This window comes from Streptomyces sp. NPDC007084 (genome assembly GCF_040703595.1).
GTDB lineage: Bacteria > Actinomycetota > Actinomycetes > Streptomycetales > Streptomycetaceae > Streptomyces.
In genome coordinates this window covers 38,579-52,325 of record NZ_JBEYFY010000027.1, presented here as the reverse complement: position 1 = coordinate 52,325, position 13,747 = coordinate 38,579, and the positions used below count along the sequence as shown (strand labels likewise).

Genomic DNA, 13,747 nt, shown 5'->3' with positions numbered 1-13,747 from the left:
CAGATAGTGCCGTTTGACGGGTTAGCCCATCCGTGCTTGCATGACAAACCTAACCGTAGCAAACACTCAAAGGGGTTAGACATGAGCTTGGTGCGCTACCGGACCGCCACCGTCGACGGCCACGAGATCTTCTACCGTGAGGCCGGCCCCGCCGACGCCCCCGCGATCGTCCTGCTGCACGGCTACCCGACCAGTTCGTTCATGTTCCGCGAACTCATCCCGCTGCTGGCCGACAAGTACCACGTCATCGCGCCGGACCACCTCGGCTTCGGTCACTCCGACGCCCCGCTCGCGGGTGACTTCGCGTACACCTTCGACGCCCTCGCCGAACTGACGTCGGCACTGCTCGACCAACTGGGCCTGGACCGCTACGCCCTCTACGTCCAGGACTATGGCGCCCCCATCGGGTGGCGCCTCGCGCTCAAGCACCCCGAGCGGATCTCCGCCGTCGTCACCCAGAACGGCAACGGCTACGAGGACGGTTTCGTCGAGTCGTTCTGGACCGACGTCTGGGCTTATGGAGCCGACCCCGGCCCCGAGACCGAACCCGCCGTCCGCGCCGCGCTGGGCCTGGACGCCATCCGCTGGCAGTACGTGCACGGTGTGCCCGACCCGAGCCTGGTCAGCCCGGACACCTGGGAGCACGACTTCGCCCTCGTCTCCCGCGAGGGCAACGACCAGGTCCAGCTGGCGCTGTTCCGCGACTACCAGAACAACCGCCCGCTCTATCCGCTGCTGCACGAATTCCTCCGCACCAGGCAGGTCCCGGTGCTCGCAGTATGGGGCCGCAACGACGAGATCTTCGGCCCGGCGGGCGCGCGGGCCTTCGCGCGCGACGCCAAGGACGCGGAGGTGCATCTGGTCAACGGCGGTCACTTCCTGCTGGAGAGCCACCTGGACGTCGTCGCGGGCTACATGCGCGGCTTCCTCGGGCGGGTGCTGGGATAGGCCCGGCCGTGCGGCGTCCGTCGTCTCCGCTCGGGCGTGCCACCCGCGGTCCACAGGCCCGTGGGTGGCATGAGGTCCCGCGGAGCGGCTTCGGGGGCGCGGATGCCCGGCGCCGGAGGGGCGGACCCCCGGCCGGAGGGGCGGGCAGGTCAGCTCTGGGCGGTGGGCCGGACGACGATCTCGTTCACGTCGACCGCGGCGGGCTGTTCGATCGCGAAGGCGATGGCCCGGGCGATCGCGTCGGGCGGAATCGCGATACGGTCCCGCATCTTCGTGATCTCCGCCCTGACCTGGCTGTTGTTCGACGCCTCGGCGAAGTCCGTCGCGGTCACGCCCGGTGAGACGGTGGTCACCCGCACCGAGTCGCCGGCTTCCTGGCGCAGTCCCTCGCAGATGGCCCGGACCGCGAACTTGGTGCCGGCGTAGACCGCCATGGTGGGTACGACGCGAAACGCGGCCGTGGAGGCCGTCGTGATGAAGTGGCCGCCGCCCTGCGCCCGGAAGACCGGCAGCGCGGCGCCGATCCCGTGCAGCACTCCCTTGACGTTGACGTCGACCATGTGGTCCCACTCCTCGACACGTAGATCGTCGAGCGGAGAGATCGTGCCGACGCCCGCATTGCCGACGAGTACGTCGAGCCGGCCGAACCGCTCACCGGCCAGCGCGACCAAGGCCTCCAGGTCTTCCCGGCGGGTCACGTCAGTGCGGATCTGCACGGCCGCTCCACCCGTCTTCTCGATCCGGGCCACCAGATCCGCCAGGCGGTCGGTCCGACGCGCGCCCAGGACGAGACGCGCGCCGCGCTCGGCGAGCAGCAGCGCGGTCGCCTCACCGATGCCGCCGCTTGCTCCCGTGATCGCCACCACTTTGTCCTTGATACCGGACATGAGGCCGTCCTCTCCGTACTCGGCACCTCGGCCCGAATGCCTGGCCGCAACGGGCGCTGGAGACGTGTCCGCGAGCCGTCGCGCTCTGGCCGGCCGGGTACCGGTGTGACTGTGAAGGCCGTCAGCTGTGCCGCGGCCTGTGTTCACTCACCACTCTCCGACAGCTTTAGCCTGGTATCCAGACCGTGTTTATTCTGGAACCAGAGGTGCCATGAGCCATGTCTACACAGCCGCACCAACGCCGTCAGCTCAGTGAGTTCCTGCGCAGCCGGAGAGAACGTCTGACCCCTGCCGAGGTGGGGCTGCCCCAGACCGGCCGCCGCCGCACACCCGGACTTCGCCGGGAGGAACTGGCCCTGCTGGCCGGAATAAGCGCCACCTGGTACACGTACCTGGAACAGGGGCGGGAGATCCGCGCCTCGGAACAAGTGCTGAACGCACTCGCCGCGGCGCTGCGACTCGACCGGTACGAACGCGATCATCTCCTCCAGCTGGCCGGTCACGCGACGGTGGCCGAAGCCGAGGAACGCGAGCCCCTCACCGGCGAGGCGGGTGCCGTCCCGCTGCTTCTCCAGCCGAACCCGGCGTACATCATCGACGGCAACTACGACGTCCTCAGTCACAACTCGGCGGCCGACAAGCTGTTTCCGAAGCTCATCACCGGCGGGGACCGCCCGGCCAACTTCGTCCGCTGGGTGTTTCTCGAACAGGTGGCCAGGGATGTGCTGGTCGACTGGGAACCCGAGGCACGTGGCCTGCTCGGCAGGCTTCGGACGCTCGCCGCACGCCATTCCGGCGACCCTCGGTACACCCGACTGATCGAGGAACTGCACGAAGCCAGTCCCGAAGTACGGGACTGGTGGCCCCAGTACGAGGTGCAGGCCCGGCACAGCGGCCGAAAACTGCTGCGGCACCCGCGGCGGGGAGCGATCGACTATGCGTACACCGCGTTCCACCTGGCCGAACAGCCGGAGCAGACACTGGTGGTCTATTTCGAGAGCAGCGAACCGTCCGGCGCGGGGCGTACCCGTGACCGGTGAAGGAAGCGGAAAGCCGGTGGCGCCCGCCGCTCACGCCGAAGCCACGTGCATGTCCATGAGCGGGGCGTACTGCTGGCCGGCGTAGCAGTCGGCGTCGTGGATGTCGCCCTGCACGGTGGGGCGCGGAAGGGAGACCTTGATCGCGAGAGCGAGGGGGTGATGGACGACGCGGATCTGATCCGGGTCGGCCCGGTAGAGAGCGGCGAAGAGTTCCTCGCTGAGGAAGCGGGTGGAGACCAGGGAGTCGTAGGCCGCCTGGTCATGGCACATGAAGTCGAAGGTGAGCGTGAAGGGCCCCGCGTTCTTCGAGCGCACCAGGGAACAGAAGTCGAGCAGAGTGGCCATGTGGATTACAGCTCCTCGGTCACGGTACGGAACAGTTCGGTGGGAGTGACGCCGGTGGCGACGTGGTTGAGGGTGAAGCGGTAGAGCGGTCCTCGGTCCATCTCCGGTGGGGAGTAGGGGTAGGCGAGGGTGGAGACCAGACCGTCGTACTCCGCGATCGGCAGGTGACTGCTGGCGTGTGCGACGAACGTGGCGACGGCGTGGGCAGTGTCCTGATCGCCGGCGGTGACGGTGATCAGCACCCCGAGTTCTCGCGGAGTGAGCGCCTCGGGCTCACTGCCCGCGAGTACGGCGCCGGCGCCGTAGAGGCGGTAGTCGATGTCGACTGAGGCGGGGTCGACTTCCCCTCCGAAGACATCGAGGATCTTCGCCTCGAAGTACTGCTTGGCCAGGGGCAGGAGCTTGGGGAGAGCGTCGATGACGATACGGTCGCGGACCGCGCCGAAGATGACTGTCTGGTAGCCGACGAGTTCCGCGCCTTCGAGCTTGTTGGTGTAGCCGTCGGCGGGGAGGTACCGAGCACCGCGCACGCGGACGGTGTGTTCGTCGACCGCCTCGTACGTCGCCTCGCTGGTGTCCAGGACTCCGGAGGGCTCGGCGATGTGGAACGGGTCGGCGTTCTCGTACAGGGTGTGAGCGGCGACGGATCGTGGAGTGAGGCGAGTCCCTTCGACGAGGGTGGTGACCTCGAAGTGGTCGTCTCGGAGAGTCACCAGGAGCCCGTTGGCTGACGCCGGGATCGCGCAGGCGGCGCCGCATTCGATGGTCTTGGCCATGTGCCATGTCAGTCCGGGGTCGGCACCGCGCAGCTGCGGAAGCGCGGCGAACAGCGCTGTATCGCTGGCGCGTCCGGCGAGCACCACGTCGCATCCGTCGGCCAGCGCCCGCTGAATCGGCTCCACTCCCATCATCGCGACGGTGTGGCTGCGGGTGAACAGTTCCCGGTCGATGGCGGGGGCGTACTCGAGCGGCTGGATGCGGTCGGCGTCGTACAGATCCTGGAGGCGTTCGGCGGGCTGGTCCGAGTAGATCAAGCCGAGCTTGAAGTGGAGGTTCTCCTCGGTGGCGATACCGCGGACGATCGAGGCGACCCCGTCGACGCCGACGTCGCGCCCCGAGGTGCCGCACGAGCCGATGATGAGCGGCACGCCGAGCCGGTCTCGGGCTTTCAGCAGCAGCCGCAGGTCGCGGGTGACGGCCTGCTGGGACAGCTTCGGCACCCCTGAACCGAGCGCCGCGGGCCCGGAGTCGGTCGAACCGGCGTCGCAGGCGATCACATCCGGTTGGGCAGCGATACCGCGCGCGAAGGCGTCGGCGTCAAAGCCGGCGCCGAGGGCGCCCGTTGGGGCGAGAATGCGAAGTTCCATGAGAAAGGGCCTTTCGTCCCGCGCATACGGGATGGAAGTCAATGGGGGCTCAAACGGAGGCGCGGTCAACGCCGCGGCGGGCAAGTCGAGTGAAGACGAGGAACGTGACGCCGGCGAAGGCCGCCGCGTTCAACAGCATGTAGTTCCAACTGGTCAGGTCGACGCTGGTGCCGAGGATCGCCGGGCCCAGCGCCATTCCGGAGGCCGAGGCGATGGTGTACAGAGCGGTGTAGGTGCCCAGCACCTTCTGGGTCGGGGCGAGGTTCCACAGAGCGACAAGAGCGTTGACCGCGAAGGAGGCGTACGCGAGAGAGCACAGCACCATGCAGGCGATCGTCCCCATGACGGTCTGAACGGTGAACCCAAAGAGGAGCCCGATGATGAACAAGCCAACGCCGTAGCGCATCGCACGCAACTGCCCAAGTCGGTTCGAGGCAAAGGCGATCGGTAGCACACACACCAGGAAGGCGACCGCTCCCGGGAGGGTGAGACCCCCGGCGTCGCCACGGGCGAGGCCGAGGACTTGGGTGCCGTACGAGGTCATCAGCTGTCGCAACGCCGACCACATGCCGGCGAAGCAGAAGATGCCGACCATCAGCATCAGCGTGGGGCTCGACGGAGATCGCAGCGCGTCCTTGACGACATCGCGTGGCGACGCGAACTCCGGCTCCGGCTCCGGCCCCGGCTCGGCCTGGTCGTCGGGCAGCACCGCGGCGGCGTGATGCCGGCCCAGGAACATCCAGGACAGGCCGATCATGGCCAGCATGAGCAGGGGAGGTATCGCGAACGCGAGCCGAAGGCTTCGGTCGACGACGAAAAGACTGATCAGCGACGAGACGATGATGGTCAGGCTTACCCCCGCTTTGATGAAGCCCTGGGCCTTGCTGCGCTTGGATGGCACGACGTAGTCGGAAATCAGGGTTTCGGTGACGCCTTTGAAGGCATTGGCGATGGCGGCGAAGCCGACCACACATGCCAGCAGTCCCGGTAGGCTCGTCGCCCAGGGGATGAGAACGAACGGCACTGTGGCGATCGCTGCGCCCGCCATGACGATCGGCCACCGTCCCGCGCGGCGTCGGACAAGCCTGTCGGAGAGGAAACCGACCCACGGCTGGGTGAAGATTCCCCAGGAGTGGTCCAAGCCCATGATCAGTCCGACCACGCCGGCGGAGCCGAAGTAGTGCCGCAACTGCTCGGGGACCTGGGCGTCGTAGAAGTTCCAGACGGCTTCCTGTGCGAACACGGCGAGGGTCACCCAGAGCACTGCGCTGCGGTTCATCCGGTCACCCGCGATGGGCATACGGGCCAAAGCCGCGTCCGTGTCGGTCGGGAAGTCGGGCGGCATAACGACTCCTTGCGCTACATGCTATAGCAAGTGGAAGACGCCGAACCCGCAACGCAGCCCACTGCTCTGGAGGCTGGACGACTACCAGTACAGCGTGGCAGTCAGTTACTGGAGAGTTGGATGAGGGCCGCGCGATGGTGATGGGCGGCGAGCTCTTCGGCTCGGACCTCGTCCCGTTCGAGGAGCGCGTCCAACAGCTCGTGGTGCTCGTGATAGCGGCCGCGGAAGTCGGCCGCCCGCTCGGGCGCGAGTCGGATGGTCAAGTCGAGCCGCTCCTCGTCGCTGAAAGCCCGCGCCTGATTGAGCAGCCCCTCGAGGACGGGGTTACCCACGCACTCCTCGACTTGGCGGTGGAACAGACGCACCAAGTGGAATACGGAGGCGAGCCGTTCGGCCACATCGGCTTCCGGGCCGTGCTCGGCGACAGACTCCTCGATACTGGCGACGAGATCGTCCGCCTGGGTCAGGATCCCGACCAGAGCGGCGAGCTGAATGGCCGTGGCGTTGCGGGCAGCGAGCCGCGCCATGAGCGCCGACAAACGGACTTCGGCCTCGACGATCTCCAATCGGGCGGCCGGCGAGTGATCGGCGATGCGCAGGGATCGCGGCCCGGCACGCTCGACGACCTTCTCGTGTACCAGCTGACGCAGCGCCTCACGGACCGGGGTGGGACTCACTCCGAGGCGGGCCGCCAGGTCCCGCTCGGTGATCTTCTCACCTGGCCGCAGGGTGCCTTCGGCAATCGCCTCGCGCAGCCGCCGGTACGCCTGATCGGCCAACGACGTCGTGTCCACCGGGTTGAGGACGCCTTTGCTCATGCCACAAGAGTGAGCCTGCTATAGCAAATAGTCAAGTGATCCCGTGCCTCCCGTCGGCGCGGTGGGTGGCCATGCCAATCGAGCACGCCGATCGCCTGACGGCATCCGCGCGTCACGGGGCGTGGTCGGAGCCGGCCCTCGCTCGGCGAAGACGACTCCGGCACAAGGATCAGCGCTGCCGACTGCCGCTCACGTCCTATGACTTGGAGGCATCGAGCAGGGGTACATCCAGCCGTGCCGCGAGCTCGTCGAAGGTGGTGCCGAAGGTCTGCGTCACGACGACCCCTTGGGGCGAGATGTCAAAGGCCGCCAGGTCGGTGAAGACCCGCCCGACGCACCGCAGGCCGGTGAGAGGGTAGCTGCATTCCGGGACCAGCTTCGGCCTGCCGTCTTTGGTGAAGAGCGTCATCACCACGAACACCTGCTTGGCTCCGATCGCCAGATCCATCGCACCGCCGACGGCGGGAATGGCGTCAGGTGCCCCGGTGTGCCAGTTCGCCAGGTCTCCCCCGGCGGAGACCTGGTAGGCGCCCAGGACACAGATGTCCAGATGCCCGCCGCGCATCATGGCGAAGGAGTCTGCGTGGTGGAAGTAGGCCGCTCCGGGCAGCTCGGTGACGGGCACCTTTCCCGCGTTGGTCAGGTCAGGGTCGATGGCGCTTTCCTGGGCGGCGGGTCCCATGTTGAGCATGCCGTTCTCGGTGTGCAGCACGACGCCGGAGCCAGGTGACAGATGGTCGGCGACGAGCGTCGGCAGACCTATGCCGAGGTTGACGAACGCGCCGTCCGGGATCTGCCGGGCCACCAGAGCCGCGATGTCGTGCTTGTCCAGGGGGACGCCGCGCTGTGGCGTCTGCCCGGTCGGATTCACGCCCGCTCCGCCTCCTCCACCACTCGGTCGACGTAGATGCTCGGGGTGATGACCGTCTCGGGATCGATGTCACCGACCTCGACGATCTCGCGCACCTGCGCGATCACCATGGTCGCCGCGGTTGCCATGACCGGACCGAAGTTGCGGGCGGTCTTGCGGTAGACGAGGTTGCCCATCCGGTCGGCGCGGTGGGCACCGATGAGCGCCACGTCGCCCTTGATCGGGTACTCCAGTACGTAGGTGCGACCGTCGATTTCGCGGGTTTCCCGCCCCTCGGACAGCGGTGTGCCCACTCCGGTGGGGCAGTAGAAGGCTCCGACACCGGCGCCCGCGGCCCTGATCCGTTCGGCGAGGTTTCCCTGCGGCACCACCTCCAGTTCCACCTTGCCGGCTCGGTAGAGCGCGTCGAACACCCACGAGTCCGCCTGCCGCGGGAAAGAGCAGATCACCTTGCGGACGCGCCCTGCGGCGAGCAGCGCGGCGAGTCCGGTTTCGCCGTTTCCCGCGTTGTTGGACACCACGGTGAGATCGCCGGCGCCCTGCCTCAGGAGCGCGTCGATCAGAGCCACTGGCATGCCGGCCATGCCGAATCCGCCGATCAGCACGGTCGAGCCGTCCTGGATACCGTCGACGGCTTCGTCCGCGTGAAAGCACAGCCGCGCGCTCATCCCCGGCTCCCTGCCACGTTCCCCAGTCCAAGGGCGAGTGCCTGGGCGACGCCGATGCACAGGGCCGCGAAGGCGTCCGGCCGTTCGCGAGATACGCCGAATCGATCGGCGAGCCGCTCGTTCGCCTCGCCCGGGGAAGCGGCCCACTCCTTGGGCATCCGCTCGTCGACCAGCCGCCGGCCGTCGGCCTCGGCCGGGTCGAGCGCGGGTGCCGTGGCGAGTGCCCCGGTGATGGCCGGCGCCGCGAGATCGCCGGGCCGCACATCCACCAAGTCTCCGGAGCCCCGCCCGAAGGGGGTTCTCACGGCCGCGTACACGTGGCTGTCAGTCACTCCCTCACCGTAGGAGTGAGGGGTTCATAAGGTCCAACACATAATTCTTATCGATTCATAAGCACGTGCTACAAATGCTTGATGGAGATTCGTCAGCTCCGATACTTCCTGGCAATCGCGGAAGAGTGCCATTTCGGGCGTGCCGCTGCCCGCCTGCACATCGCGCAGCCGGCCTTGTCCCAGCAGATCAAGCAACTGGAGACGGAACTCGGCATCACGCTGTTCAACCGGACCACGCGGCGCGTCGAGATGACTGAGGCGGGCTGCCAACTCGCCGACCACGCCCGCGCACTCGTCGCGGGAGAGGAACGCGCTCGCCTCCATATGCGCGAGCTGGCAGCAGGGCGGGCCGGCCGCGTGTCCGTCGGCTTCATCGGCTCGGCGACCTATGACGTCCTGCCACAGGTCGCACGCACCGTCAAAGCACGACTCCCCAAAGTCGTTATGGAACTGCACGGTGAAGTGCTTGCCCCTCGACTCGTCGAGGGCCTGCTCGAAGACACATACGATCTCGTGCTCGTTCGCAAGGCGGCGCCCAGCGAACGCATCCACATCACACCATTGCGTTCCGAACCTCTCGTAGCCGTGCTCCCCTCCCACCACCCGCTCGCATACCAAGACCAAGTGGACCTGCGCGACCTGGCCGACGAACCTTTCGTGACTCACCCTTCGCAGGCTCGCTCGTCAATGTATGACCGGGTGCTTGCCGCGTGCGGACGCGCGGGCTTCACGCCGTCACCTCTCGTAGAGGTCAGCGAGACGGCGACGTTGGTGGTGTTCGTGGCGGCGGGACATGGTGTAGCCCTGGTCCCGCAGTCAGTGCGAAGCCTCAGCCTGGCAGGGGTCACGTACGTACCTTTGACGGAAACGGAATCCGTCGACCTTCTCCTGGCCCGCCGGACGGACCGCAACTCCCCCGCCACGGCCCAGGTTGCCGCAGTGATCGAGGAATGCGTGCGCGGTACGAGCCTACGTTCGCGGCGGTCCGACGCAGGTGAGGGCCGGGAGCGCTGAGGCGGCAACTGCGCTGTGCGGGCAGGCGGGCAGGCAGGCAGGCAGGCAGGCAGCTAAGGAAGCCGGTTCATCGTCGGCTCGAAAGCAAGCTCCCCACACCGGCGCGCAGCGAGAACCGCGGGGCTTGAACGCGGGGTCCCGTGCCCACCGCCCCTCCCCGACGACGGGCCGTGCAGGATACCGGCACCGATCTGCCGGTAGGTTGACAACCCCAAAAAGTGTATGCACTACTTAGGACACGCGAGCCGGGCCCAACCAACGGGTGGCCTCCAGGTTGATCGGACCGGACCGGCCGGCGCGAGTGGCCACGCCACATCAGAGCAAGCGCGCACCGACCTGATGACCGGCACGTCGCTGCCACCTCCGCGCTCAATGCCCTACGGCGAATCACCAACGGCGTGACCGTCTGATCCCCTCTCCGAAAGGTACGACCATGTCCGACTGGATCACCGACTACTTCGCCGACGTCGACGCCATGCGACTCGACGCGTACGTGGCACGGCACGCCGAAGACGCCGAGATCGTGTTCGCCAACAACCCCCCGGCCTCCGGCCGGGATGCGATCGGCGGGGCCATCGGAGGGTTCTGGGCAACGATCAGCGGGCTGCGCCACGAGGTCCACAATCAGTGGCAGCTCAACGACGGGAACACCGCCGTGGTGGAGGCGACCGCGCACTACACGACACACGGAGGCAGCACCGTCCCGACGCCGTGCGTCTCCGTCCTCGACCGCAACGCCGAGGGACAAGTCACCTCGCTACGTGTGTACATCGACCTCTCGCAACTGGTCTCCACCATCCAGGCCGAGTCGCAAGAGAGTACACCGGTCCCCTAAGCAGATCGTCCCGCGAGATCCTGACCGGGGAGAGTTCGGCCAACGATGGGGCGTGCAGACGACGTTCCCGTGACCGCCGGCGGCGGGGGCGGCGGTCGACAGACTGGGTTTTGGCTCTGGTGTGAGGACGATCACCCATCTGCCTAGGCAGATGTGCGCGCTTGTGGACACCGGCAAGCGAGAGTTGCCCACGCATGGTGTGTCGGTTTACCGGCCATGCAGGGACACCCAGGGCTGTGGGTGTTCGCCGGACAGGGACTCTGGTAAACCATGACCTGGGGCGGCCAGGCGGCGGCTTGCATGGTGTGGCTCACCGGCTCTCACCTGGCCTTCGATCCGGCACCAAGGTTGCCGGCAGCTTCAAGAAGCCAAGCCGGGTGGTGGGCACGGCAGTTGATAGCGCAGCAGTTATGCTGAGCACCGTTCAACCGAACAACCACCACGAGCGCCCGAAGCGCTAGGAACGCAGGAGAGTACGTGGCACCTGCAGAAAACGGTAACGGCCAGCCGGTGACGCGTAACGGAAACCATGTAGATCAACTGATCGCCGGTCGGTATCTGCTCCACGAGATCCTCGGCAAAGGCGGCATGGGCACGGTCTGGCGGGCCCACGATGAACTACTGGACCGCCCCGTCGCCGCCAAGGTGCTGCACATCGTCGCCCACAGCGACGAGGAACAGCGAATACGAGTGCGCCGCGCCACCCGTGAGGCACGCGCGGTTGCTCGCATCCAACACCCGCACGTCATCGGCGTCTACGACCTGGTGGAGTCCGGGGGTCGGCTGTGGATCATGATGGAGCTCGTCGCAGGACCCTCCCTGGCACACCGCATCGCCGAGGCCGGCCCCTTCTCGCCACGGCACACCGCCGTCCTCGGGCTCCAACTGCTTGACGCTTTGGAGGCCGTGCACGCGGCAGGCGCCGTACACCGTGACGTCAAACCGGCCAACGTCTTGCTGCGCCGCGACGACAATGCTGTCCTCACCGACTTCGGGATCGCCGCCCTGGACGACGGCGAATCCCTGACAACCACCGGCGAACTGATCGGCTCGCTGGAATACATGGCGCCCGAGAGGGTGACGGGAACCGAAATCGGCCCGGCTTCAGATCTGTGGTCATTGGGCGCGACCCTCTCCGCGCTCTGCGAAGGACACTCCCCTTTCCGCAAGTCGGGGCAGCCGGCAACGCTGCACGCGGTGGCGTACGAGGAACCCGCCCTGTCGGAACGGCTGGGGCCGCTGCGCCCGATCGTCGAGTCGCTGCTACTCAAGTCGCCGCACGACCGCCCCTCCATAGCCGATGCGCGTGCCGCCCTACGAGACGTCGCTGAGGGAGAGCAGGACAGCCCACCGCTTCCGCCGCCGACCGCGGGCGTGCCCAGACCTTCGCAATCGGTGGCCGACGCGGACACCCTGACGAGGCACGAGGCGCACGAGGTCACGGCCAGTCACTTCACCCCAACGACCGTGCACACCACCTCAGTCGGGGCCGGCCCGAAGAACCCGTCCAGGTCGGCACGAGCGAAACGAGCATGGCCGGTCCTGGCTGGGACAGTGACGCTGGCAGCGGGAGCCGTGGGCAGCTTGTTCCTCACCGGTGCGCTGCCGCACAGCAGCGCCCCGGGGACGGCGACCGTCAACGCAGTAGATGTCGAGTCGACCCTCGGTTGGCAGAAGGCATCCGATGTTGCTCTCCGGCCAGGAGACCAGGTCACCGTGCGATTCATAGCGGGCAAATGGACGGTCGACCACCGAAACATGCCGATGACTGGACCCGCCGGTTATGACACCGCGACGGACACGTCACTGGGCGGGGCCAAATCCTGCAAAGTAGACCCCGATGCACCGTTTGGCACACTGCTGACGCGTATCGCCGGCAAACCGCATGGCCCTGTCCGCTCTGTCAAGGACAATCTCACGTTTCAGGCATCCACAAGTGGAACCCTGCAGCTGAGTATCAATGACGCCACAGGGCCTTGCTCTCAGGACAACAAGGGAGCGTTGAAGGTGGAGGTGAGCATCACGCGTCGGCGCTGAGAGCACTGGTTGCTCAGGCTCGGCGGTCGTCGGCGGCCTTGATGAGATTGTCGAGGCGGGCGAGCGTCGCGGTGAGGTGATCGCGCTGCTTCCTGATGCGGTCGCGTTCCGCCTGGAGCATGGCCAACTGGTGGTCGGTGGTGGTGTCACTGTCGATGCAAGGGAGCAGTTCCGCGATGCGACTGCTGGGCAAACCTGCGGCGTAAAGCTGTTGGAAGACGCGAACCCGGCCGACGGCGTCTTCGGTGTACTCGCGCTGGCCCCCGGAGCTGCGGCCGGGCGTAAGAAGTCCCTGTTCTTCGTAATAGCGCAGTGCGCGGACGCTCACTCCGGAGCGCCGGGCGACTTCTCCGATGCGCATGCTTCCCACTTCCGTAGAGCCCTGGACAAACGACTTGCCCCTCACGTGGACGGTAGGTTTTACCGTACTCCACATGACTACACCGATCACCAACCATTCACCGGTCGGCCTCAGGATCGAGGGCGCGGTCGCGCTCGTGACCGGCGCCAATCGAGGACTGGGCCGACGGTTCGCCCAGCACCTCCTTGATCGCGGCGCGGCGCGTGTGTACGCGACCGCCAGGCGTCCAGAGACAGTCGATCTGGCCGGCGTCACGTCATTGCGGCTGGATGTCACTGACGAGGAGGAGGTCCGGTCCGCGGCCGCAGCGGCGGGTGATGTGACGCTCCTGGTGAACAACGCCGGGGTCACCCACTTCACCGACCTCGTCACCGCCGACCTGGCCGCCGTACGCGCGGAGATGGAGACGAACTTCTGGGGCACGCTGTCCGTGGTGCGAGCGTTCGCCCCGGTACTCGCGTCCAACGGGGGCGGCGCGATCCTGAACGTGCTGTCCGCACAGTCCTGGCACGCCGCCCCGGGCAACAACGGCTACCACGTCGGCAAGGCGGCCCAGTGGGCGTTGACGAACGGTGTGCGACTGGAGCTTGCCGAGCAAGGCACGCTCGTGACCGGTCTGCACCTGGGAGCGGTCGACACCGACTTCAGCGCCTCCTACAGCGGACCAAAGGGTGACCCAGACGTCCCCGTCCGTGCGGGCCTGGACGGGATCGAGGCGGGAACAGCCGAAGTGCTCTCCGACGACTGGAGCGCACACGTCAAGAAGTCACTGGCCGCGGATCCCACCCACCTGTACGACGCGATCCGCGCCGGCGTCATCTGATCAGTTCCTCCCTGCGCCCACAAGGCGGCCAGGGTCTGACCAGGATGCTTGGGAGT

The 13,747-nt window shown here is 67.1% G+C and carries 14 protein-coding genes and 1 pseudogene; 6 read left to right on the top strand and 9 right to left on the bottom strand.

Annotated elements, in window-relative coordinates; translation table 11 throughout:
* Positions 1-81 precede the first annotated feature (81 nt).
* Positions 82-948, top strand: coding sequence for an alpha/beta hydrolase (locus AB0912_RS22035; RefSeq protein ID WP_366702256.1), 867 nt, complete (start codon positions 82-84; stop codon positions 946-948).
* Positions 949-1,097: 149 nt separating this feature from the next.
* On the opposite strand, the gene AB0912_RS22030 is transcribed toward AB0912_RS22035, so the two are convergent.
* Positions 1,098-1,835: an SDR family oxidoreductase gene (locus tag AB0912_RS22030; RefSeq protein ID WP_366702253.1), complete on the bottom strand. Its 738-nt coding sequence runs from the start codon at positions 1,833-1,835 to the stop codon at positions 1,098-1,100.
* A 218-nt stretch (positions 1,836-2,053) separates the two neighbouring features.
* On the opposite strand from AB0912_RS22030, the gene AB0912_RS22025 reads away from it, so the two are divergent.
* On the top strand, positions 2,054-2,875 hold the full coding sequence (locus AB0912_RS22025; protein WP_366702251.1) for a helix-turn-helix transcriptional regulator: 822 nt from the start codon (positions 2,054-2,056) through the stop codon (positions 2,873-2,875).
* Between the two features lie 30 nt (positions 2,876-2,905).
* Here the strand turns inward: AB0912_RS22025 and AB0912_RS22020 are convergent, their stop codons facing one another.
* The 7 genes and pseudogenes from AB0912_RS22020 to AB0912_RS21990 form a co-directional block, all read right to left on the bottom strand.
* On the bottom strand, positions 2,906-3,220 hold the full coding sequence (locus AB0912_RS22020; protein ID WP_366702249.1) for a DUF4387 domain-containing protein: 315 nt from the start codon (positions 3,218-3,220) through the stop codon (positions 2,906-2,908).
* A 5-nt stretch (positions 3,221-3,225) separates the two neighbouring features.
* The gene (locus AB0912_RS22015) at positions 3,226-4,587 is read right to left on the bottom strand and encodes an acyclic terpene utilization AtuA family protein (RefSeq protein ID WP_366702247.1); all 1,362 of its coding nucleotides are present in this window, start codon (positions 4,585-4,587) and stop codon (positions 3,226-3,228) included.
* Between the two features lie 49 nt (positions 4,588-4,636).
* Entirely contained in the window at positions 4,637-5,932 is a 1,296-nt protein-coding gene (locus tag AB0912_RS22010) for an MFS transporter (RefSeq protein ID WP_366702245.1), read from the bottom strand.
* Positions 5,933-6,033: 101 nt separating this feature from the next.
* Positions 6,034-6,750, bottom strand: coding sequence for a GntR family transcriptional regulator (locus tag AB0912_RS22005; protein ID WP_366702243.1), 717 nt, complete (start codon positions 6,748-6,750; stop codon positions 6,034-6,036).
* 196 nt (positions 6,751-6,946) lie between these two features.
* Positions 6,947-7,621 (bottom strand): 3-oxoacid CoA-transferase subunit B, encoded by a 675-nt coding sequence (locus AB0912_RS22000; protein WP_366702241.1) that lies wholly within the window; start codon positions 7,619-7,621, stop codon positions 6,947-6,949.
* Positions 7,618-8,289, bottom strand: coding sequence for a 3-oxoacid CoA-transferase subunit A (locus AB0912_RS21995; protein WP_366702239.1), 672 nt, complete (start codon positions 8,287-8,289; stop codon positions 7,618-7,620). Before AB0912_RS21995 ends, AB0912_RS22000 begins: the two co-directional genes overlap by 4 nt.
* A gap of 65 nt (positions 8,290-8,354) precedes the next feature.
* Positions 8,355-8,621, bottom strand: a pseudogene (locus tag AB0912_RS21990) (hypothetical protein); the annotation flags it as partial.
* Positions 8,622-8,702: 81 nt separating this feature from the next.
* Here AB0912_RS21990 and AB0912_RS21985 point away from each other — a divergent pair.
* The 3 genes from AB0912_RS21985 (at position 8,703) to AB0912_RS21975 (ending at position 12,507) form a co-directional block, all read left to right on the top strand.
* Positions 8,703-9,635 carry a LysR substrate-binding domain-containing protein gene (locus tag AB0912_RS21985; RefSeq protein WP_366702237.1) on the top strand — a complete coding sequence of 311 codons (933 nt, stop codon included), beginning with the start codon at positions 8,703-8,705 and terminating at the stop codon, positions 9,633-9,635.
* Positions 9,636-10,068: 433 nt separating this feature from the next.
* Complete coding sequence (locus tag AB0912_RS21980; RefSeq protein ID WP_366702235.1) at positions 10,069-10,470, top strand: nuclear transport factor 2 family protein; 402 nt, start codon at positions 10,069-10,071, stop codon at positions 10,468-10,470.
* Between the two features lie 477 nt (positions 10,471-10,947).
* A complete protein-coding gene (locus AB0912_RS21975; RefSeq protein ID WP_366702234.1) occupies positions 10,948-12,507 on the top strand; it encodes a serine/threonine-protein kinase in 1,560 nt (519 codons plus the stop codon).
* A 13-nt stretch (positions 12,508-12,520) separates the two neighbouring features.
* On the opposite strand, the gene AB0912_RS21970 is transcribed toward AB0912_RS21975, so the two are convergent.
* Positions 12,521-12,868 (bottom strand): MerR family transcriptional regulator, encoded by a 348-nt coding sequence (locus AB0912_RS21970; RefSeq protein ID WP_366702232.1) that lies wholly within the window; start codon positions 12,866-12,868, stop codon positions 12,521-12,523.
* A 73-nt stretch (positions 12,869-12,941) separates the two neighbouring features.
* Between AB0912_RS21970 and AB0912_RS21965 the strand changes: the two genes are divergently transcribed.
* Entirely contained in the window at positions 12,942-13,691 is a 750-nt protein-coding gene (locus tag AB0912_RS21965) for an SDR family oxidoreductase (protein ID WP_366702230.1), read from the top strand.
* The last annotated feature ends 56 nt before the right edge of the window (positions 13,692-13,747 follow it).

Bases quoted from the DNA above. Each gene is read 5' to 3' on its own strand.
- AB0912_RS22035 (WP_366702256.1), top strand. From the start codon at position 82: ATGAGCTTGGTGCGCTACCGGACCGCCACCGTCGACGGCCACGAGATC.
- AB0912_RS22030 (WP_366702253.1), bottom strand. From the start codon at position 1,835: ATGTCCGGTATCAAGGACAAAGTGGTGGCGATCACGGGAGCAAGCGGC.
- AB0912_RS22025 (WP_366702251.1), top strand. From the start codon at position 2,054: ATGTCTACACAGCCGCACCAACGCCGTCAGCTCAGTGAGTTCCTGCGC.
- AB0912_RS22020 (WP_366702249.1), bottom strand. From the start codon at position 3,220: ATGGCCACTCTGCTCGACTTCTGTTCCCTGGTGCGCTCGAAGAACGCG.
- AB0912_RS22015 (WP_366702247.1), bottom strand. From the start codon at position 4,587: ATGGAACTTCGCATTCTCGCCCCAACGGGCGCCCTCGGCGCCGGCTTT.
- AB0912_RS22010 (WP_366702245.1), bottom strand. From the start codon at position 5,932: ATGCCGCCCGACTTCCCGACCGACACGGACGCGGCTTTGGCCCGTATG.
- AB0912_RS22005 (WP_366702243.1), bottom strand. From the start codon at position 6,750: ATGAGCAAAGGCGTCCTCAACCCGGTGGACACGACGTCGTTGGCCGAT.
- AB0912_RS21995 (WP_366702239.1), bottom strand. From the start codon at position 8,289: ATGAGCGCGCGGCTGTGCTTTCACGCGGACGAAGCCGTCGACGGTATC.
- AB0912_RS21985 (WP_366702237.1), top strand. From the start codon at position 8,703: ATGGAGATTCGTCAGCTCCGATACTTCCTGGCAATCGCGGAAGAGTGC.
- AB0912_RS21980 (WP_366702235.1), top strand. From the start codon at position 10,069: ATGTCCGACTGGATCACCGACTACTTCGCCGACGTCGACGCCATGCGA.
- AB0912_RS21970 (WP_366702232.1), bottom strand. From the start codon at position 12,868: ATGCGCATCGGAGAAGTCGCCCGGCGCTCCGGAGTGAGCGTCCGCGCA.
- AB0912_RS21965 (WP_366702230.1), top strand. From the start codon at position 12,942: ATGACTACACCGATCACCAACCATTCACCGGTCGGCCTCAGGATCGAG.